This window comes from Mesorhizobium sp. 131-3-5, from assembly GCF_016756575.1.
Taxonomy (GTDB): Bacteria; Pseudomonadota; Alphaproteobacteria; order Rhizobiales; family Rhizobiaceae; genus Mesorhizobium; species Mesorhizobium jarvisii.
On record NZ_AP023255.1, the window covers coordinates 402963 to 423422 of the forward strand.

Annotated in this window: 15 protein-coding genes, 2 pseudogenes and 1 riboswitch; of the genes and pseudogenes, 11 read left to right on the plus strand and 6 right to left on the minus strand. The window is 62.0% G+C overall.

Going from position 1 to position 20460, the window contains the following annotated elements:
* Window positions 1–279: 279 nt before the first annotated feature.
* A complete protein-coding gene (locus JG747_RS37640; RefSeq protein WP_199201248.1) occupies window positions 280–879 on the plus strand; it encodes a cold-shock protein in 600 nt (199 codons plus the stop codon).
* Window positions 880–1136: 257 nt separating this feature from the next.
* Here the strand turns inward: JG747_RS37640 and JG747_RS34435 are convergent, their stop codons facing one another.
* Window positions 1137–1601 (minus strand): MucR family transcriptional regulator, encoded by a 465-nt coding sequence (locus tag JG747_RS34435; RefSeq protein WP_199201249.1) that lies wholly within the window; start codon window positions 1599–1601, stop codon window positions 1137–1139.
* A 241-nt stretch (window positions 1602–1842) separates the two neighbouring features.
* Here JG747_RS34435 and JG747_RS34440 point away from each other — a divergent pair, with 241 nt between their 5' ends.
* Together JG747_RS34440 and JG747_RS34445 are read left to right on the plus strand one after the other, a co-directional pair.
* Entirely contained in the window at window positions 1843–2145 is a 303-nt protein-coding gene (locus JG747_RS34440; protein WP_199201250.1) for a DUF982 domain-containing protein, read from the plus strand.
* Between the two features lie 272 nt (window positions 2146–2417).
* The gene (locus JG747_RS34445) at window positions 2418–2666 is read left to right on the plus strand and encodes a DUF982 domain-containing protein (protein WP_199201251.1); all 249 of its coding nucleotides are present in this window, start codon (window positions 2418–2420) and stop codon (window positions 2664–2666) included.
* A 709-nt stretch (window positions 2667–3375) separates the two neighbouring features.
* Here JG747_RS34445 and metE read toward each other — a convergent pair.
* From metE to JG747_RS34470, 5 genes and pseudogenes are all read right to left on the minus strand, one after another.
* The gene (gene metE, locus JG747_RS34450; protein ID WP_199201584.1) at window positions 3376–5706 is read right to left on the minus strand and encodes a 5-methyltetrahydropteroyltriglutamate--homocysteine S-methyltransferase; all 2331 of its coding nucleotides are present in this window, start codon (window positions 5704–5706) and stop codon (window positions 3376–3378) included.
* 116 nt (window positions 5707–5822) lie between these two features.
* Window positions 5823–6022: riboswitch (cobalamin riboswitch) on the minus strand.
* A gap of 274 nt (window positions 6023–6296) precedes the next feature.
* A pseudogene (locus JG747_RS34455) lies at window positions 6297–6590 on the minus strand (cytochrome P450); the annotation flags it as partial.
* Window positions 6557–7789 (minus strand): cytochrome P450 family protein, encoded by a 1233-nt coding sequence (locus JG747_RS34460; RefSeq protein WP_199201253.1) that lies wholly within the window; start codon window positions 7787–7789, stop codon window positions 6557–6559. The pseudogene JG747_RS34455 and the gene JG747_RS34460, both read right to left, overlap by 34 nt.
* Before the next feature lie 91 nt (window positions 7790–7880).
* A complete protein-coding gene (locus JG747_RS34465; RefSeq protein WP_446720630.1) occupies window positions 7881–8540 on the minus strand; it encodes an OmpW/AlkL family protein in 660 nt (219 codons plus the stop codon).
* A gap of 178 nt (window positions 8541–8718) precedes the next feature.
* Entirely contained in the window at window positions 8719–9315 is a 597-nt protein-coding gene (locus JG747_RS34470) for a transposase (RefSeq protein WP_342216816.1), read from the minus strand.
* A 37-nt stretch (window positions 9316–9352) separates the two neighbouring features.
* Between JG747_RS34470 and JG747_RS34475 the strand changes: the two genes are divergently transcribed.
* The 8 genes and pseudogenes from JG747_RS34475 (at window position 9353) to JG747_RS34510 (ending at window position 20251) form a co-directional block, all read left to right on the plus strand.
* The gene (locus tag JG747_RS34475) at window positions 9353–10228 is read left to right on the plus strand and encodes an AraC family transcriptional regulator (RefSeq protein ID WP_199201256.1); all 876 of its coding nucleotides are present in this window, start codon (window positions 9353–9355) and stop codon (window positions 10226–10228) included.
* Between the two features lie 70 nt (window positions 10229–10298).
* Window positions 10299–11387, plus strand: coding sequence for a threonine aldolase family protein (locus tag JG747_RS34480; protein ID WP_199201257.1), 1089 nt, complete (start codon window positions 10299–10301; stop codon window positions 11385–11387).
* 380 nt (window positions 11388–11767) lie between these two features.
* Window positions 11768–12223 carry a GNAT family N-acetyltransferase gene (locus JG747_RS34485; protein WP_199201258.1) on the plus strand — a complete coding sequence of 152 codons (456 nt, stop codon included), beginning with the start codon at window positions 11768–11770 and terminating at the stop codon, window positions 12221–12223.
* A 342-nt stretch (window positions 12224–12565) separates the two neighbouring features.
* Window positions 12566–13534: an omptin family outer membrane protease gene (locus JG747_RS34490; protein WP_199201259.1), complete on the plus strand. Its 969-nt coding sequence runs from the start codon at window positions 12566–12568 to the stop codon at window positions 13532–13534.
* Between the two features lie 425 nt (window positions 13535–13959).
* A pseudogene (locus tag JG747_RS34495) lies at window positions 13960–14715 on the plus strand (ArdC family protein); the annotation flags it as partial.
* A 165-nt stretch (window positions 14716–14880) separates the two neighbouring features.
* Window positions 14881–16305: a tyrosine-type recombinase/integrase gene (locus tag JG747_RS34500; RefSeq protein WP_199201261.1), complete on the plus strand. Its 1425-nt coding sequence runs from the start codon at window positions 14881–14883 to the stop codon at window positions 16303–16305.
* Complete coding sequence (locus tag JG747_RS34505) at window positions 16302–18089, plus strand: hypothetical protein (RefSeq protein ID WP_199201262.1); 1788 nt, start codon at window positions 16302–16304, stop codon at window positions 18087–18089. The genes JG747_RS34500 and JG747_RS34505 overlap by 4 nt, the downstream gene beginning before the upstream one ends.
* Window positions 18086–20251, plus strand: a complete 2166-nt coding sequence (locus JG747_RS34510) for an integrase (RefSeq protein ID WP_199201263.1) — start codon at window positions 18086–18088, stop codon at window positions 20249–20251. Before JG747_RS34505 ends, JG747_RS34510 begins: the two co-directional genes overlap by 4 nt.
* Window positions 20252–20460 lie beyond the last annotated feature (209 nt).

Consider the following 20460-nt stretch of genomic DNA (forward strand, 5'->3'; position numbering starts at 1 on the left):
GCCGAAGACCGAACAGCACCTTTTGACCTGACGACAATCGGATTAGGGCCACGAAGCCCGACTGACGATCCCGAGCGGTCATCATCGTAACGCGCAAACGCAATCCGATGTGAGAGACACATCTGTGGAGCGAGCAGAAAAATACCGCATCTCGGGATGAAGACGAACGTCCCGACAGCGCCAGATGTGCGCCATCATGGTCAGTTGACATGAACGCATCGCCCGATTGAGATTATCCTGCCGGGAGCGCAGTGCATTCTTCATGCCAGTCGGACGATCATGGGCAAATATAAAGACCATCGTGAGCCACGTCGTCATCGCCATGACGATGACGCGGTTTCTTTTTCGGAACGGCCTTCCGAGCCAAGCTACTTTCAGCGTTCGTCGACCGTAGCCGCACCCGCTGTCGACGCCGAAGTGATGTGGTTCAACACCAGCAAGGGTTTTGGCTTTGTCAAATTGCCGGAGGGCATCGAGGCCTATCTGCACATCCGGGTGCTGGAGGCGGCTGGGAGCCGCGGTGTTTCCGAGGGAACGCGTCTGAAGGTCACAACGGAAGAAAGTCCAAGAGGTCATCAGGTCGCGCAAGTGCTGGAGGTCAGCGATCAGACCGCGAGAACTCAGCTACATACGCGTCGCACTGGAGAGTCCACCGCCGGGACGAGTGCCCAGCTGGAGAGCGAGGCCACGGTCAAGTGGTACAATCCCCAAAAGGGCTTCGGCTTCATTGCTCCTGAAAACAGTGAGAAGGACATCTTCGTTCATGCCACCGCGCTGACCTGCTCGGGACTGAGCATGCTGATGGAGGGTCAGAAGGTGTTTGTCCAATGCGGGCAGGGCAAGAAAGGCTTGGAAGTTCGGAGCATTCGCCTCCCTTAGGCCAGATGCGTTGGCCCTACCGAAATCGCGGCTCAACAAAGAAAAAGCCCGCTGCCGGGAGGAGGTTGGCAGCGGGCTCGATTTCGAAAGAGACGCGGGAGGAGGTGCGCCCCATTCAGCGTCGACACCACATCTGGGAGGAGTAGATGGCCGACACCATGATCATACCTATTGCTGCGAATATTGCAACGCACAAATTTTATCTCGCGACTGCGAAATGATGCCGGGCCTGCTTCGTCGATCCTGAAAAATTGCGGTCAGGCTGCGGCTTTCTTGCGGGCACGCTTGGCAGGTGCCGGCGCTCCCGGTTCCTTCGGCTTGCGGCCCAGACCCATGGTCTTGGCCAATGCCGAGCGCGCCGCAGCGTAGTTCGGCGCCACCATGGGATAGTCCGCCGGCAGCTCCCATTTTGCGCGATATTCGTCGGGCGTAAGGCCATAGTGGGTAGCCAGGTGACGCTTGAGCGACTTGAACTTCTTACCGTCCTCAAGGCTGACAATATAATCGGGTGTAACCGATTTTCTGATCGGTACGGCAGGCTTGAGAGCTTCCGACTTTTCTGGTGCGGCACTACCTGCAGTGGCTTTCAATGCGATATGGATCTGGCCGATAAGCCCAGGCAGTTCACCGACGGGAACCGGATTATTCGAAACATAGGCTGAGACGACATGGGCGGTGAGTTCGATGAGGCTGTCGGCTTTGCTCTCGGTTTCTTCGGTCATAAAAACGCTCCTGCGGGCTTAGACTAGGCGGTAAGAATCACTTCGTAGCTTAATAGTGACGACGGCGTTTGATGGCAACCAAAGCCATTGCAGGATGTGGCGGATCGATACGCACCCGGCCGCGGTCGCGGATGTTCCGCTTGAACCGTCATCGCCCTGACAACACAATGTGTCAGGGTCACCGTGCCGATGCGGCGCCTCTTCACCGCAGATTGGCTATTTAGAAAGTTGGGAGAAACCAATGAACGCTGAGGCTTTCAGCAGCCCGCTTTTTGTGAAGCGCGCAACCCACATCATCCAGGAGATTGCCGGCCTTGCGGATGCAATCGATTTTCTCAATGAATGGCCGGAAGATCGCAGAGACCTGATCCACGAAGCCGCCCTGAGGGCATGCTACGATGCATACGATGGGCGCAAGCCGGTAAGCACGGCGCGCATTGCGTTTTTCGGCTTTGCGAAGCGCGTCGCCATATTGGAAGATCCAACCTCCGCCATGCAGTGGATCGCCGCCTGCAGATCGGGCAGTGGAAAAGTGCAGGTGTAGACTTCGACGACGAGTTTGAGACTGGCGAGGCGCGTCAAACAGTGCACTATGTCCAGGTTTCACAGCTAGACCACGCGAATGAGAAGCAGTTCCTCACCACCGACTGCAAAACCGCAGATCCCAAGCAAGCTGACCATGGCCAGACGCAGCTCATGGCGATCGCTTGCTCGCCAATGGCCAGGCTCAGTGGCGCAGATGCAGCGGTCGCGTTCGGCTGAATAAAAAAATGCGATCCGGGCTGTTTGCCGCATAGTGGCTGTGGGGGAGGGGGGATGACCGGGTTGACCAGATTTGAGAGACCAGTCGTTGTTCAGCTTAGCCGCCGCGGCTCGGAGCGTATCGTGTTCGACGTCAACGACGCGGCCGCTATCTTGCTCCGGGATCTGCATCATGAGACCGATAAACGCAGAATAGCGATGGACGCCTGTCTGCAGGTTTTACGCGGTAAGACCCATCCACCAACCGCTCGACGGGCTTTTGTCGCAGCCGCGCTCGAAGCACGCGTTCTGCGCAGCGATTGATATTCAGGATGCCGCTGATGAATTTCGGCCATCTGCGCATCGCTATTGGGCGCGGTCCGAACACCCCTGCCGGCTCCGCCAGGAGCAAGCCAACACCGCACTTTCCGCGGCGGCTTTCCTGGTCCGGCGCCTGATCTTCCACCATCAAAACACAAGGGTCCGCCAGCCAGCTGCGGCCGCTCGGCTTCGCCGTCGCGGTGATCGTGATTGCAGCCAGAGGCAGACGGAGCCATCGAGCGGGAATTGGCCCGGTGCAGATGGCAGAGCGTCGATGCCGCTTCAGCAGTCTCCGGAAGTGCCGTTTGAACCTTCCCCCAGCCCTGCATCCGGTCTTCCGGAACGCGCTCCGGGACCGGGGTGCGTGATCGCCGATGTTTCTCCCCATGGTCGGGACCGGGGTTTCGGCGATCAAGGTTGGGAGACGATAGTGATTTCGATTATCCCAATACGGAATAATCCGAAACGGGCTGGCGGAGAGCCTTCTCGTTTCTGGCCGGCTCATTTGAGGCCCAAGCCTCCTTCAATCGCCCGCCAACGGCCGCCTCTGGAACAGCTGACTTCGACGCGCCATGACAAGGGCCGCGGCCAGGCCAAGCTTGCCGAGGCGCTTCGTCACCGGCAGCGCGATTGCCTTGGGCGCGCCGGATGGACTCCCCCAGATTGCCCGGTGTGTGGCGTTGCCGCTCACCCCGGCGAGTGGCACCGAGTCCTACGCCGTCTGCGCTTTTTGCCGAATTGCGCGTGCCGCAGCCACCATGTTCACCAGGGCAGGGCGGACCTCCTCCCACCTGCGCGTTTTGAGACCGCAGTCGGGATTCACCCACAGTTGGCCATCCGACAATCGCTCGCGCGCAAGCATGATGAGGTTGGAAATCTCGCCCACTTCCGGGACCCTCGGCGAGTGAATGTCATAGACGCCAGGACCGATCTCGTTCGGATACTTGAAGGTTCGAAGCGTATCGAGCAGTTCCATCTGCGAGCGCGAGGTTTCAATGGAGATCACATCGGCATCCATTGCGGCAATCGCGTCCACGATGTCGCCGAACTCGGAGTAGCACATATGGGTGTGGATCTGGGTCGCATCGCCGACGGCCGTTGAAGCCAGCCGGAAGCATTCGACGGCCCAGTCGAGATAGGCCTGCCACTCGGCCTCGCGCAGCGGCAAGCCCTCGCGCAGTGCGGCTTCGTCGATCTGGATCATCCTGGCGCCGGCCTTTTCGAGGTCGCTCACTTCATCGCGAATGGCGAGCGCGACCTGGCGGCAGACGGCTGAGCGCGGAAGGTCGTCTCGGACGAAGGACCAGTTGAGGATCGTCACCGGGCCGGTAAGCATGCCCTTCACCGGCTTTGGCGTCAGCGACTGGGCGTATCGCCACCAGTGTAGTGTCATCGGATTTTGTCGCGACACATCGCCAATGATGATCGGGGGTCGCACAAAGCGCGAGCCATAGCTCTGCACCCACCCATGCTGCGTGAAGGCAAAGCCGCGGAGCTGCTCGGCGAAATACTGCACCATATCGTTGCGCTCGAATTCGCCGTGGACCAGCACGTCGAGTCCGATCTCTTCTTGCCAGCGAACGGCGGCTTCTATCTCTTTCTTCAGGAACGCCTCATAGTCGACGTAACTCAGCTCGCCGTTGGCATGGGCTGCCCGCGCCTTGCGAACCTCGGCTGTTTGCGGGAAGGAGCCGATCGTCGTGGTGGGAAAGGAAGGCAAGCCAAACGTGTCGGCCTGAAGCTTGGAGCGCACGGCGAATGCGCTCTTCCGGCGCGTCATGCCGACCTTGATGCTGGCGACCCGGCCTTCGACGAGCGGATCATGCACCTTCGCGGATGTCGCGCGAACGGCGGCAGCCTCAGCCGACGCCTCCAGTTCGGCGGCGACCGCGTCCCGGCCTTCGGCCAGGGCACGGGCGAGCACGACCAGCTCGCCGGTCTTTTGCGCCGCGAAGGCGAGCCACGACTTCACATCCGCATCGAGTGCCGTCTCCATGTCCAGGTCGATCGGCACATGCAGCATCGAGCAGGACGGGGCAATCTCCACGCGGTCCAGCGGCCAGCCGGCGACGATCGGCTTGGTGCGGTCAAGTATGGCAGGCAAGTTCGCACGCCAGACGTTGCGGCCGTCGATCAGTCCGAGCGAGAGCACAAGTTCCTTCTGCGCGAGCCGGCCGACGGTCTCCAACTGCTCTGGAGCGCGCACGAGATCGACGTGCAGTCCCGCCACGGGCAGAGAAATTGCGGTCTCGAGATTGTCTCCCAGCGATCCGAAATAGGTAGCGACCATGATCTTCAACTCCGGTGCTGCTTTTGACAGCCGGCAGTAGGCGAATTGGAGCGCATCCCGTTCGTTGGGAACCAGATCGACCACGAGCGCCGGCTCATCGATCTGCACCCAATCGGCTCCCGCGAGCTTCAGCCTCCGCAGGAGCTCCTCGTAGACGGGCAGCAGCCGTGGCAGGAGCGCGACAGGGTTGAAACCTTCCTCAGGTGACTTCGCCAACTTGAGAAAGGTAACCGGTCCAAGCAGGACCGGGCGCGTGTGGATGCCGAGCGCCTTGGCCTCGAGGAAATGATCGACCGGTTTCGCCGACGAGAGGGCAAAGCTCTGATCGTCGGTAAGTTCCGGCACAATGTAGTGATAGTTGGTGTCGAACCATTTGGTCATTTCCATCGCGGCAAGGCCATGCCCGTTGGCCGCATGCTCGTCACCGGCATGTCCGCAATCAGCGGCCTGATCTTGGTTGCCGCGCGCCATTGCGAAATAGGTATCGAGTGGGACCTCGCCGTCAGTCCAGGTGTATCGTGCCGGCACGGCGCCGACCATGGCGACGGTGTCGAGCACATGGTCATAAAGCGAGAAATCGTTGGACGGGATTTTCGACACGCCGCGATCGTGCTGCTCCCTCCAGCTGGCGGCGCGTAGCGCCTTCCCCGTCGCGAGCAGGTCGGCAGCGGGAGATTTTCCGGACCAGTAGCTTTCAAGCGCGAATTTGAGTTCCCGCCGTCGACCGATACGCGGCACGCCGAGCGTTGCCACTGGAATTTGTTGAGAGACAGTCATGCCATACCCCGATGGTTGGGGCGTGGGGACAAGGAACGCGCGAGCAGGCGGCACGAAGCCAGGCTACCGCGGCCACCGAGACACCCCGCCCGTGGACGTTGTTCGTCGTGGCAGGTCTCCTGGCTCGCGGGTCAAAGCCTCTGCCCGTCTTCCCGAGGCCGTTCGCCTCAGTGACACCAATGGGCTTGGCTCGCCGCTAACAGTTGCGGGGGCAGCGCCGGCATCGCACCGGCTTCCCTCTTAGCTCCGCTACAGCAGTGCCGCGCGGAGAACCACGACATGCGCACAATCACAGCAGCTTCGCTCCTTGTCAATACATATAACGAGATGTTTATGTGATGATGCGAATAATGCCCTTGCGCTGATCGGTCTCTTTCGCCCAAAGCCGCTTACGATGCCGCCTCTTATCAGTGCAGGCTCGGAGAGATCCTTGTCTCCATCGGCGACGCCGGATCAGATCGAGGTCGCCGGGCTCAAAGGGCGTAAAGTCGGGCCAGGTCGTCACGGTCAGCCGGGAATCCCGGTACTTGTTTCCGCTCGGCTTCGCTCAGCGTCCTTGCGCACTCGCCCATCAGCACGCTGATAGCCATGTCCGGAAGCGGAAAGGAGAGGTGGCGCCTCAGGTCGGCGGACTGGGGCTGGGCCGCCAGCGTCTCGAACAACTGCGCGGCGATCGCCTCGACCTGCTGCGCGAGCAGCTTCACCCTGCGATTGCTGAAGGCCGGCGCCACGATCGTGCGTAACCGGGCATGCTCGCCCCCCTCGTGCGAGACCAGCCACCCCGGCGAACCGAGAATCACCGAATCCGGGGTGAATGCCGCACTCTCTAAGCGACGGAAGGGCGGAAGCTGACCGGCAGGCGCTGCGGGCAGCGAATGACGTAAGACGGCATGTAGACGACGTCCTCCGCAGCGATGGTCAGCGCCAGATCCTCCAGCCGCCCGAACAGCGCGGGGAAGGCGCAGCGCAATTCCAGGCGCGCCAGCGCAGCGCCCAGGCAGGCATGCGGCCCCTCGCCGAATGACAAATGCGGGTTGTGCCGCCGGGTGACATCGAACCTGTTGGCGCCGGGGCCGAAGGCCTTTTCGTCCCGGTTCGCCGCATGGAACGCCATCAGGACGGCATCGCCGCGGCGGACCAGGCATCCGTCGATCTCCACGTCCTGGGTGGCATAGCGGAACGGCAGATTGGCCGCTGAGCTGCCCCAGCGCAGGATCTCCTCGATCGCCTGTGACCACGGAACTTGGCCGCTGCGCACCAAGTGCAGTTGCTGCGGATGCGTCAGCAATGCCAGCACGCCGTTGCCGATGACGCCGGCGGTGGTCACGAAGCCCGCAGACAGCACCATGAACAGCATGTCGATGAGCTCGGTGTCGGAAACGAGCTCGCCTTTGTCACGCGCGACGATCAGGGCCGAAGCCAGATCATCGCCGAGCTGGCCCCGCTTGAGCGCGATCAGGCGACGGAAGAACTCCGGGATGCGCTGCCGCGTCTGTCGCACCTCTTCGCCTGTGGCGGAGGTGTTGGCCAGGCTGTAGGTGAGCGCGACGATCTCTTCGCGCTGTTCGTCCGGCAAACCGAACAGTTCGGCGATCACGTTGGTGGGCAGCGGAGCGGCGAACTCGCTCATCAGATCGGCACTGCCGCCGCGCTGCGCCATCTCGGCCAGGAGTCGATCGACGCATTGTTCGACCCGTGGCGCCAGCAAGGCGATACGACTGGGCGCGAAGCTGCTGGACAGCAGGCCGCGCAAGCGCCGGTGATCGGCGCCGTGCGCCGTGGTCATGTTGTCCACTTTGCATATCCCGATCAGCGGATGATCCTCGGGAATCTCGCCGTCCTGCAGCGCCCGCCACTGTCGCCAGTCCTTGTTGAAACGCTGGTCGGAAAGCATCTGCCTGAGCGTCTGGTGACGGGCTGCCGCCCAGGTCGCCACATCGCCTGGCAGCGACACTCGCGCCATCCCCGCCTGCCGCAGAATCGCAGAAGAAAGACGATCAAGTTGCGTGGGAGCGGCCGGCACACCGATCACGTCGCAATGATCGTTTTCTACGCGCATGCCAACAACTCCTTTAAGAACCATCGCGGGTCCACTTCTCGGCACGGAAGATTCCGCGCGCGGACTTCGAAAAGTGCCCCGTGCTTCGTCCTCAGAAGCGGTAGGTCAGACCTGCGCCTATCACCCAGGGATCGAGCTTGGCCTTGCCCGTGAGCTTGGCGCCGGCGACAGTGACGTCGAAGTCGGGCTTGAGGAAAAGCTTCTTCACGTCGAAGTTGACGCCCCAGTGCTGGTCCACCATGTAGTCGAATCCGACCTGCAGCGCGGCGCCGAATGTGTTCTTGACCTTGAGATCATCGGCGCTGCCGACTTGCTGATGATAGAAGATCGTATAGTTCACGCCGGCGCCGATATAGGGCTCGAAGGCGCCGAAATCGGTAAAATGATACTGCAATGTGAGCGTGGGCGGCAGCAGCCAAACCTTGCCGACCTCGCCCAGCCCGCCGATCGCACCTTGGCCATCGATGTTGGCATAGGTGGTGCCGAGTATGAGTTCGGCGGCGATGTTGTCCGTGAAGAAATATGAGATATCGAGTTCCGGCGTCACGGTGTCCGAATACGAAAGACCGGAGCCGGGCACCGCATTGACATAGCCCGAATCCTCGGTGATCACCCCCAACGCACGCAGACGGATCTGCCAGGGGCTTGGCGCTTCCGCGACGCAGGCTTCTGCCTGCGGGACGCTCGGGGCTTGCCCAACATCTGCCGCGCCGGCCTGTCCCGCAACGATGAGGACGACAGCCGCTGTCATTGCCCGCGCCACGCCAATTCGCGCTCTCGCCATACTTTTCTCTCCTTGATCTTCAGAAGCGACGCACTGCGCCTTGATTGAATCCTGCTCGCATCAATCGAGATTGACGGAGCGCTCATGCGGGAGAGCCCCCGCATCTGTCGTGCCAAATGAGAAAATCATTGCGAAAACAGTGCGATCAGTGTGAAAGCGCTGTGTCTGATGTCCGACTTCGTCGAAGATCCGACAATGAGTGCAGCCGTAGCCGCCCCTGGGAGCCGTTCGTCAACATCGGCCGCCAGTTCGTTGGCACGCTCGTCCTCGGCTTCGAGTTGTGGCGTATTCTGCGTTCAGCGCCTTGATCGGCGCCTGCTGCTTCGCCGTCAGGCCGGCGAACGTTCCAGCCAGTTGGCGCAGTCCGTGGGCATGTCCGTAAGGCGTCTCGACCGCGACCGATATGGGCGGGAAATCCTTTGGCAGCATGCCAGCCGCCATCTGATCGGGCCATGTAGCGGATCGCGTTCAAGACCTCGCGCAGGTCCGTCACCACGCGCCGCCCGGTCTTGGCCGCGCCCGGCAGGAACGGTTGTATCCGCGACCATTCCTCATGCGTCAGATCGGAGGGAATAGCGCTTGGTCTTCTTCTTGATATCGGCCACACGGCCACGCGTCGCTCGGGTCCACATCCCAAGCTTGAAACACGATTAATCCCGCCAATCCGCTGCCCGCCCTGCAGCAGGCCCCTCTTCGGGCGGCAATTAATCCTGCTTCGGTTTGAAATTCGCGACGTGTGCACGATATCGTTGTGATGACCGACCTGGATTGATCATCAAGTGGCCGATACAGCCATCGAATGCGGCGAAAAGGCGCGTAGTCGTTCTGAACCCCCGGGCCGGCCGCCGCGCAATCGTGCGGTGATGAAGCACTCCGATGTCCTTGGCGGGCTCGATTACCTGGCGGCGGACTATCACCGGCAGGATTTCTCCAAGCATGTCCACAACGAGTATCTAATCGGGCTGATCGAGCGAGGCGTCCATGATGTTTGGTGCCGAGGTGAGGTTTGGCACGCCGGTAGCGGCACCGTCGCGACCTTCGCGCCCGGCGAACCGCATTTCGGGGGGGCTGGTGACGATCTTGGCTGGAGCCAGAAGATCTTCTACATGCCCGAAGGCCTTATCCGGCAAGTCCTTGAGGACAGCGGCCAAAACGAACCCGGAACGATCGACTTCAAAAGCCCGTTCCAGGAGAATGCCCCAGTTGCGCACGGCCTCAGCGCGTTTTGGCGTCTGCTTGAACATGGGCACAGCTCGGCACTGGAGATCGAGGAGTATCTGTTCCGTTTCCTGCCCCACGTCTTCGCACAGGCCGGCACGTCGCGCGTTGCTGAGCGAAAATTCGTGCCGCCGAGGTTCCGCGACGTATGTGACTTCATCCATGCCCACTTTGACGAAGTTCTGCAGGTCCCCGCCCTGGCCGCCCTCGCCGGATGCTCCAAGGCGACGTTGATCGATGGCTTCAAGACGCATTTCGGGTTACCCCCCACCCGCTACCTGATCCAGGTCCGCATCGACGAGGCGCGACGGCTGCTGAGGCGAGGTCAGCAGGTCGCCGAGGTCGCCGTCGCGGTCGGCTTCGCGGACCAGAGCCACCTGACCCGGCACTTCAAGGCGGTGTTGGGGGTGACGCCGGCGCGTTACCTCTCGGTTTGAATATCGTTCAATAAAGCGCGCGGCGAACCGTCTAGCTTGGACGCTCAATGGATGAAAAGAGCGTCAGACCATGAACGAAAGCAAGCAGACCCGCCCCCGCGGCTTTACCAGCGACAACATCGCCGGCGTCTCCCCCGAGGTGATCGCAGCCATCACGGCATGCGCGCCGGGTCAGGCGCTTCCCTACGGCAAGGATGAGCTGACGCATACCGTCGAGCGCCAGCTCGCCGAGCTGTTCGAGCATGCGGTCGACGTGTTCCTCGTTTCGACGGGGTCGGCGGCGAACGCGCTGGCGCTCGCGGCGATTACGCCGCCATGGGGCAGCATCCTCTCGCACGCCGACGCGCACATCAACCGCGACGAGTGCGGCGCGCCGGAGTTCTACACCGCCGGTGCGAAGTTGGTGCAGCTTCCAGGCGAGGCTGGCAAAATCGACATCGACGCCTTGGCGGCCAATGCAACGCGCATGGTGGGCGATATCCACTCGGTCCAGCCCTCCAGCGTCAGCATCACGCAGGCGACCGAGATGGGATCGGTCTACGCGCTCGACGAGATCAAGGCGATCGGACATATCTGCCGGTCAGCGAACCTGGCGCTCCACATGGACGGTGCTCGCTTCGCCAACGCCCTCGTCACTCTGCGCTGCTCGCCAGCCGAGATGACGTGGAAGGCCGGCGTCGACCTAGTGTCATTTGGCGCCACCAAGAACGGAACGTTTGGGGTCGATGCGGTCGTCTCGTTCCGCGGAGATCTCGCGAGCACGATCGCCTTTCGCCGCAAGCGGGCCGGCCAGTTGAGTTCCAAGATGCGCTTCATGGCGGCGCAAATGGACGGTTATCTGAGGGACGGTGTCTGGCTTCGCAACGCGACCCATGCCAATTCGATGGCATCGGCGCTCGCGCGGGGGTTGGCCCTGGTGCCAGACGTGAAAATCCAGCAGCGTCCCGAGGCCAACATCCTGTTCTGCAGACTTCCCATGTCCCTGATCCGGGGGCTGCTCGACATGGGATTCCGCTTCTACCATGATCGCTGGCAGACCGGGATCGTGAGGTTCGTCACCTCTTTCGCGACGACCGAGGCTGACGTGTCCGACTTGATCGGCGCGGCGACCAGCCTCTGCGCACCGGTCGGCTCGGCTGTTCCGGCTGGCGCCGAATGAGTGTGGCGACCGTCGAGCGCTCTCGCCGCCCGTCACGGATGTCCTCTTTGCTCGACTGCATTGTCCTAGCGTACTGGCCGCACGGGCATCTCAGGCTGTATCGTTTGTCTCAGGCCCTTTTAGACTTGCAGCTTCATCTTACCTCGGCAAGGCGGCTTCACCGTGCGGTCACGAAGTAACCAGGTTGATTTGCAGGCCCCCTATCCGCGCAATTCACCTCAAGTCATCGGTATCCTGTTGCTTGTAATATTTATTTTGCAATTTTTTATCATATTTTTGATGAAAAATGCTGTTCACTCGTCCGAGTTACTTAAAAGAGTGAGTCGGATCTGCGCTGATGACAGCATGCATCGGGATTTCGACCACTAGCAGGAGAAAATATGCCTTCCATATCTACGCGCCGCGCCAACGCAACGGACGCAGGGACGGTCGTCCGTTTTATTCACGCGCTACTCGATGAACTCACTGGCGGGAAAGCGCCCGCGCCCGACGACGTGAGACAAAGCGCGGAGATAATGCTTGCCGACGCTGGCGTGGTCGCAGTGATCGCAAGTGCAGATGACGAGCCGGTCGGCATCATGGTGCTGAATGAATGCACGGCGATTTATGCAGGAGGTAAGTTCGGCTATATTTCGGAGCTGTATGTTCGACCCGAAAAGCGCTCCAAAGGGATTGCCCCTCAACTGCTTGAGGTCGCCTCGCGGGAAGGCCATGCGCGTGGTTGGAAGCGACTTGAGCTTGCAGCGCCCAGGCAACCAAAATGGAAGCGCACGCTCGATTTCTACCTGCGCAACGGGTTCGAGGAACTCGGCCCTCGGCTCTTTCGGATTATCTAGACTAGAGAGTTTGCTATGGGCTGCTCAAAGCAACCTGCACGATCTCAGCGGATTGAGGTCCGGCGTGGTCGCTGCCTGCCGCTGCAATCGAACCAGCATCGTGATCGTAAATGTGTGCCTCGGATAATGCAGGGTTCCCGTCACGCCGGCCGCCCGGAACGCATCGGCAAAAACCGCCGTTAATCGGGTCACGCTAACGGCGTTTCCTTGAGTGTTGAGGAACAGAGCCGAGGGCGGCAATTTTGCCAACCTACAGGGGCGCTGCATAGACGACCGCACGTGACGTGCACCCGGCACGCTGCGTATAGCCGAATGGCGGATGATTCCCATGAGGGTAGTCCTATGAAGTTGTACGCGAAAGTCTTTGGTGGAGCGGCAGCGTTGCTCGCTGCCTGGCCGGCGATGGCCAGCGACGCGGTGGCGAGCGAACCGGCGCCCTACAATCCCAATTTCTCTTTCGTTGGCGGCGTCGGCGTCATCGACATCCAGGCCAACGAGCTGGTCTATCAGGCTCCCGGCAGCGGCTCGAAGCTGAGCCACCTTATCTGGGAAAGCACCTCTGCGGTCATTTCAGCCGAGATGACGGCGCGCAGCGAGGCCGGCTGGACCGCCAAGCTTTCCAGCCAGATCGCCTTCAGCGGCGACAGCTACATGGAAGACTATGACTGGAACCCGTCATTCTCGACCAATGATGGCTGGAACGACTGGAGCAACCGTTCGCGCCATTGCGACACCGATCTTGATTACTTCTATTCGGCAACCGTCGCGCTCGGCCACGATTTCCAGTTCAGCGACCAGCTGCTGATCAACGTCAACGGTGGTTTCAAGTACACCTCGGTCAAGTGGACTGCCTATGGCGGCTCCTATGTCTACAGCGTTGCCGGCTTCCGGGATTCGGTTGGCGACTTCCCAGGAGACGCAAAGGCCATCAGCTACCAGCAGAAATTGCCGGTCGCCTTCGCCGGCATCGATGCGACCTATGTCCAGGATCGCTGGAACTTCGGCTTTGCGCTGAAGGGCGGCACGACCTTCTCGGCCGGCGCTACCGATCATCACTGGATGCGTGACCTGCGTTTCGAGGATGATTTCGAATCGGCGCCGGTTCTGATGGTCGGCGGCAGCGTCGGCTACCAGTACAACGAGCGGACCAGCTTCTTCGTCTCCGGTTCCTACGTAAAGGTGTTCACCGCTCGCGGCGACTACAACACCTATGACATTGCGACCGGCGCAGAGACTGGCGGCGAAGACGACTGGATCGGCGGCGATTTTGCCGCGGCGACAGTGATGGTCGGCATCAAGACCTCGTTCTGATTGAACGAGTGCGACCGGAACGCCAAACCGATGTCCGCACGGCGCAGAAATCTGATGCGCCCGCGCGCCTGACGGCGCGTGCCGGGTGCTCGTGAACCGAGCCCGCTTTTTCTTCGCCAGGCTCAGGCGGTCTCGGCCATCCGGCTTCGCCCCCTGGCGCGGGCAGCCTGTCGGCTGCTGACGGTCGCCGCCCTGCCGGCCGGCGCGGTTTGTCTGTTGGCCTTTCCCGGCGGCGCGGGGTGGGCGGCACTCCCTTCTAGGCCCGCCGCGGCGTCCCGCAACCCTTCGCTTGCGCTTCGGGTCCTCCTCTTCGTTCCGGTCCTTCGGATGCGGTCCGCCTCCGACGGCGGGCCTTTCCGGTCGCGTCTCGCCGCCCACCCCACTTGCGGGGAAAGGCGCGGGATTGAAGAGCGGAGGACCAGACGATGCGTGCAAAACACCAGCGTTCCGACAGCCGAGAGGCTGGCGCGGGCAGGGGCGGGCGCCCGGGCGCCAGCCTTTATCAGGAGATCACGGACCGCATCATTGCCGAACTGGAGCGCGGCACCGTGCCATGGGTCAAGCCATGGGGCAGCGCAAAGGCCGACCTCGGCCTGCCCAGCAACGCGGCCACCGGGCGCCGCTATTCCGGCATCAACATCCTCATCCTGTGGGGCGCCGTCATCGAGCGCAGCTATCCCGGCCAGAACTGGCTGACCTTCCGGCAGGCGCTTGCCCTTGGCGCCAATGTCAGGAAGGGCGAGCGCGGCACAACAATCGTGCATGCCGACCGCTTTGTCCCAAAGGGCGAGCAGGAGCGCGCCAAGACAGACGGCGACGAGCCGCAGGCGGTGCCGTACTTGAAGCGCTTCACCGTCTTCAACGTCGCGCAGTGCGACGGCCTGCCCGAGCACCTTTATGGCAACGCCGAACCGCTGCCCGAACGCGAGATCATCCCGCAGGCCGAGGCGCTTATTCGAGGAAGCGGCGCGGATTTCCGCATCGGCGGCGATCGCGCTTTCTACATGCCGGGCAGTGACTCCATTCAGGTGCCGCCGCAGCCGGCATTCTTTCAGCAGATCGACTATTACCGCACCTGCTTCCACGAACTTGGCCACTGGACCGGCCACCCGGCACGGCTGGCGCGCGACCTCTCCGGCGCCTTCGGTTCCAAGACCTATGCGCGCGAGGAATTGGTCGCCTTATCTTGACAGTCTGCACCGACTCCAAGTGTCTTGATGGCGTCGATGCAACAGGACTGACGGAGGCGTTGTCCAGGCCGGCCGCAGCGCTCCCACATAGCTGGCGGAGGCCGGCCTGGATAGCGCCGGGCAAGTTGAACTCCTTCGTTGATGCTGGCTCCCCGGATGGGGGTCCGGGGGAAGGTTGAACAACTTGTGGACAGCATAACTCCAGCTTCAAGCATCACCATTCAGGAGCGCAGATCAGCGGAGGGCCTTGACGCCCATGTCCCAATGATCCTCCGGGACGGGGCGCTCTACGATCCTGATCTGGATCGTTTCTTCCGCGACCTGCCTCTCAACGGTGTTCGCTCGCACCATTCCCTTCGTGCCTACGGCTATGATGTCCTCGTCTGGGTCCGCTTTCTTTCGGAAGCCTGCGCCAAGACGGTATGGCAGGCTGGTCGGCAAGACGTCCTTGCCTATCACCGGGTTCGGCGCCGTGCGGAGGTCGGACAACGCATCTCTGCTGCTTCCTGGAATCGTGCCGTCGCCTGCCTCGACCGTGTGTATCGGTGGGGCGCCCAGGAGGGTCTCATCGCGGAAGCGCCGTTCACGCATCGATCGGTGTGGAGGCAAGGCCACGCTGGCCGGCGAGCGCGGATTGCGGCTCGCAACGATGCTTATGAACCTGTCGCACGCCGCTCGGATGTCAGCTTCGTCACACTCGACGACTACCGGAGATTTCGAGATGTTGGCCTGAGAGGGCTACTGCCTGATGGCGGAATGCGCCCCGGCGCCCGAGATCGCAACGGCATTCGCAATGCGCTGTTTTCAGATCTCTTGGTTACGACGGGCCTCCGGCTGGAGGAAGCTTCATTTCTCTTCGCATCCGATCTTGCTGTCGTTGGTCAGCCACCAGGCCGTCAGGTCTGGCTCGAACTGCCCGATGCTTTGACCAAGGGCGATCGCGGTCGCCAGATACTTGTTCCCGCTCGACTGCTCGAGCAGGTGCGCGCTTATATCGCCGTCGAGCGTTCCCATGCGATTGCAAAGTTTCAGCGCCGTTCGGGGTGGCAATCGTTCGACCGCCCGATCCTCGTACACCGGGAGCCGCGCAATTCCCGGCTACGACTGCGTGATGGCGGCGACATCGCGCTTGACCTACTCAGCCCCGACGAACGCGGCCGGATCATTGTCTGCAACGACGACGGCACACCGAGCGAACCGGCGGTATTATGGCTCTCGGAGGTCGGCTTGCCGATACAGCCGAACTCCTGGGAAGTCATCTTCGCCCGTGCTTCCGAGCGATGCAAATCCTTCGGCTTCGACGTCAACATCAGTCCGCATCAGCTCCGCCATTCCTTTGCCGTTCATATGCTGGCGATGCTCATTCAGCATCGCCTCCGTGACGCGGCGTTGCCTGCCGGGCCGATGGAGGGATACCGACAAGTCCTCGGCGATCCTCTTCAGCAAGTCCAACGGCTCCTTGGTCATGCCAGTCTAGCAACGACCTACATCTACCTCGACCACATCGCGACACGCGCTGATACCGTCGATGCGGCGGTCGAGGAACTGCTCGCACTGCTTCCATCGGAGACTTCATTGTGACGGAGCGGCCGCGCAAGGGAGCTCCAGTCCGTTTTGCACCAGCCGATGCCATTGTTGCCGCTCACGCCCGCGATCCGGTCCTCGGTCTGCGCTTCAACATCGAGGCGCGCTACGGCGGGACGTTTGAGGTTGACCTCACCGGCGTGCATCCGCGACCCTTCGCCATTGCTTTTGCAGGGGCTCTGCGCCGGCAGTCCGAGCTTGGTGCTCCGCTAGGTGCGCGGAGCACCATTAAACAGCACTTTCAGGCTTACCTCCGGTTTTTCGCATATCTGCGCGAGCACTCCACGGCAAAGACGCCCGCCGACCTGCGCACTAACGATATCGATGGGTATGAGGATTTCCTCGAAGCCCGCGGGATGACCCCGATCCACCGGCACACTGTTCTCGCCAAAGCCATCCTCGCATTGCGCTCGATCGACGCCAACCAGCCTGGCCTTCTGCATGAGGGCGTCCGTCGACGCCTCAGCTACACCAGCAGACAATCCGTCGGCCGATCCCGAGCGCGTGACGCGTATAGCTCGTTTGTCGCACGGCAGCTTCGGGACGCTGCCCGCGGAGATATCGCCAGTATATTCCGGCGGATCGGGAAGCCGCTCGGGAGTGACGATGGCGATGCCAATCTCCGCAGAGTGACCGACGAAGCCAATGCCCGGATCGTTGTCTCGGGCAGACTCAGCAGTGGGGACCACGCCTTCAAGAGCCTCTATTTCATGAGGCTGCGGCGCAATCTGCCCGTTTCAACCCTGGCTGAAGATCTACACGCACGGTTCCATCTACGTGCAATGGATATTCCACCACTTCTGACCTTCCTGTCTCTGGAGACCGGCCTGGAGCTCGAATGCTGCAAGGCGTTGACAATCGACTGCCTTCAGAATCCCGGACCCGGCACGATCGAGATCGCCTATGTCAAGCGGCGTGCCCGCGGCGCTGAGCACAAGCATATTCGCGTCCGTGACGGCGGGATCGGAACACCGGGCGGTCTGATCCGCAAGCTGATCGAGGTAACGGCATTCACACGGCAGTTCGTCCCAAGCAAGATCCTTTGGCTCTATTATTACACGGGGCGGAAGCAGCTTCGTGCAGGTCTGGAGCATCAGCAGGAGCTCGTAGCCAGATGGATAAAGGGGCATCATCTCGTCGATGATGATGGTGAGCCGCTCCGCCTCGTTCTTTCCCGCTTGCGCAAGACCCACAAGGCGCTTTGGTATCTGAAGACCGAGGGTCATATGGCCCGCTTTGCGGTCGGGCATACGCCCGAGATTGCCGCACGCCACTACGCGGATATCCCCTCGCTGCGACTGCTGCACGAAGCCACCATTGCCGAGGCACTTTCCGAAGTCGCGGCCGCCGCCGGTCCGATCGTCCTGGCGCCTGCAGATGAAGATTCCTGGCGGCAAAGCGATCCCCCGCCCGAAGGCCGCGAGGACCGCGATGGTCTCCTGCGTGGTGAACAGGACGTTTGGCTGGCGGCATGCTCTGGTTTTGATCGCAGCCCCTTCGCAGAGCCCGGAGCGCCTTGCCCGCAACCATTCTGGGGCTGTCTCGAATGCCGCAATGCGGTCATCACCGCGCGCAAACTGCCGGCGATCATCGCGTTCCAGCAGTTTATCGAGGAGCAACGGGCCAGTCTCTCCGCCTCAGACTGGGCGATGAAGTTTGGCCGCGCCCATGCTCGCATCGCCGGGCAGGTTCTGCCCTCATTTCCCGAGAGTATGGTTGCCGCAGCCCGCCGTGAGGCGGGAGTGCATACCCTTTATCTGCCGCCGGAGGCCCGGCAATGAGGGGATTGTCGCCAGCAGCTTCCACCTCCCGGCAACTCGATCTGCGCCCAGTTCTTGCGTCCGCCCCGTTAAAGCCGGGCTTCGCGCGGGAAGCACTTTCGCGCTACAGCGATCCGAGCTGGGATCTCGGACCGGCCGTGTTTCGCGAAAGCGCCCGTCGCTGTCATGTCACTGTGCATTTCGGGGCCGTCGAGGATGTGAGCGTCCGCGAGGCGTTGCGCGAACTTCTCTATGCCCGGCTGAACGTCGACCTGCCGGGTCACCGCAAGATTCTTTCTCCCGGTAGTGTCCGACAGGTCTTCAACCGCGCACGACGCTTCTTCGAGTTCGTGCGTGATGAACTCGGTGTGGTCGATTTCCGCCGTGTCGACCAGCCACTTCTTGACCGATATGCCCGCCACCTCAAGGCCGACCGTGCTCGTCGGCCGGTCGTTGTCACCCACCTGCTGGAGGTCCCGTTCGATCTCTATGCCTATCGCGATGATCTTCCTTCCGGAGGGGTATCATTCCAGCCGTGGGCCGGAAGACCGCCTGCGCGCGTCGCGGGCTATCGTCAGGTTCGCGAGAACCGGACACCGCGCATCCCCGAGGCGATCATATCGCCGCTGCTGGCCTGGTCGATCCGGTATGTCACCGAGTTTGCCGCCGATATCTTCGCAGCCCGCAAGGAGATGGATTGTCTCGAAGCTCATTGCGCCATGCTCATCGAGCAGGACAGCGTCCTCGAACGTCAAGACCGCCGGCGCCAGCAGCGTAACCGGCTTGAGGACTATTTCGGGCGGCTTCGCAGTGAAGGTCGCGGGGTGCCGATCTGGGGCACCGCCCATAACGGCATATTTCTCCGACACCCCGAGACAGGGGACCTGTCGCCACCCGTCAACTCCCACTTGCTTCATCTGCACATCGGCATCGACGCCCGCGCCGAGAAGCGAATGCACGTTCAACTCGCAAGCGGTGCGCCCGATCTCATCGATGCCGCCCTACGCGAACTCGGTGTGGAAGCCGGCGGGATGGATACGCCGATCTCCATTCTACCCGAGACCGGCAAGCCCTGGCGCCCCCGCTTCGACGCCAAGACCCTCGCGGCGGAAGAGCGCATGCTGCAATCGGCGGCCTATATCCTGTGCGCCTATCTGACCGGCATGCGGGACTGCGAAGTCCAGGCGATGCAGCGTGGGTGTCTCTCCCTGACGCGCAGCGAAGACGGCATGATCATGCGCCATCGCGTGCGATCCGTCGCCTATAAGGGCAAGTCCGCCCAGGGTGAGCCCGCCGAGTGGGTCACCATCGAGCCCGCCGCCAGAGCTGTCGAGGTTCTGGAACGCCTGTCGTTCCGGGTGGCTTCCGCCCGAGGCCTCACGACGCTCTGGCCCGTTCTGATCGCTCGGTCTGTTTGCAAGGATCACCTCTCGGCCGAGATCGTCCGTCAGCTCAATCATTTCCGTGACCATCTCAACGACCTGTTCGGCACACCGGACACGCCGGCGGTCCCGAACGGGCCAGCTGGCCAGCCTTGGCGCATCACGACGCGGCAGTTCAGGCGCACGATCGCATGGCACATTGCCAACCGTCCCTTCGGCACCATCGCCGGCATGATTCAGTACAAGCATGCCTCCGTCGCCGCGTTCGAAGGCTATGCCGGCTCAAGCCGTTCGGGCTTCCGGGCGGAAGTCGAGAACCAGCGCAGCCTCGGCCAGATCGATGATCTCTTGACCTATTTCGATGGGCGGCAGGCCGGGGCGACGTTGTCCGGGCCAGCCGCAGCGCGTGTCACAAAGACACTCGACGGCATATCGACAGAACTCGGTCCGCTTCCGGCCATGATCGCTGATCGTGGGCGCCTCCGCACAATGCTAGCGAGCCTCGCGCGGACATTGCATGTCGGGGTGCTGGCCGACTGCTTCTTTGATCCCGGCACGGCCGCCTGCCTGAAGCAGGCGACGAACATCGACGGCAAGATGCCGCTGACCACGCTTTGCCAGCCAACCCGCTGCCCCAATGCCTGCATCACCGCACGCCATCGGCCAGCCTGGTCACGCTCTGCCGAGGACGCCAAGACCTTGCTGAAGGAGAAGCGTCTGTCGCCTTTGCAACGGACCATCGTGAAGCAGGATCTCCAGCGGATCGAGGCGGTTCTTGATGGCATAGATCGTCGGACCTGAGAGCGACGTAGCGGCTTTGCGTGCGGCCCACTGATCGGATGTCCCGTCGGACCAACCCCGGCGTTCGGCGGAGCGCGCGATGTCAGGTCCGCCCGCGCAACGGCTGATCGCCGTCCTTCGCTCACGCTGCGGCTCTTCGAGTGCGCGGTCGGCCCTTAGCCATCGCAGATGGCTGCTCCGCCGCCGGGGATTGGCCCCGGCGGGACAGG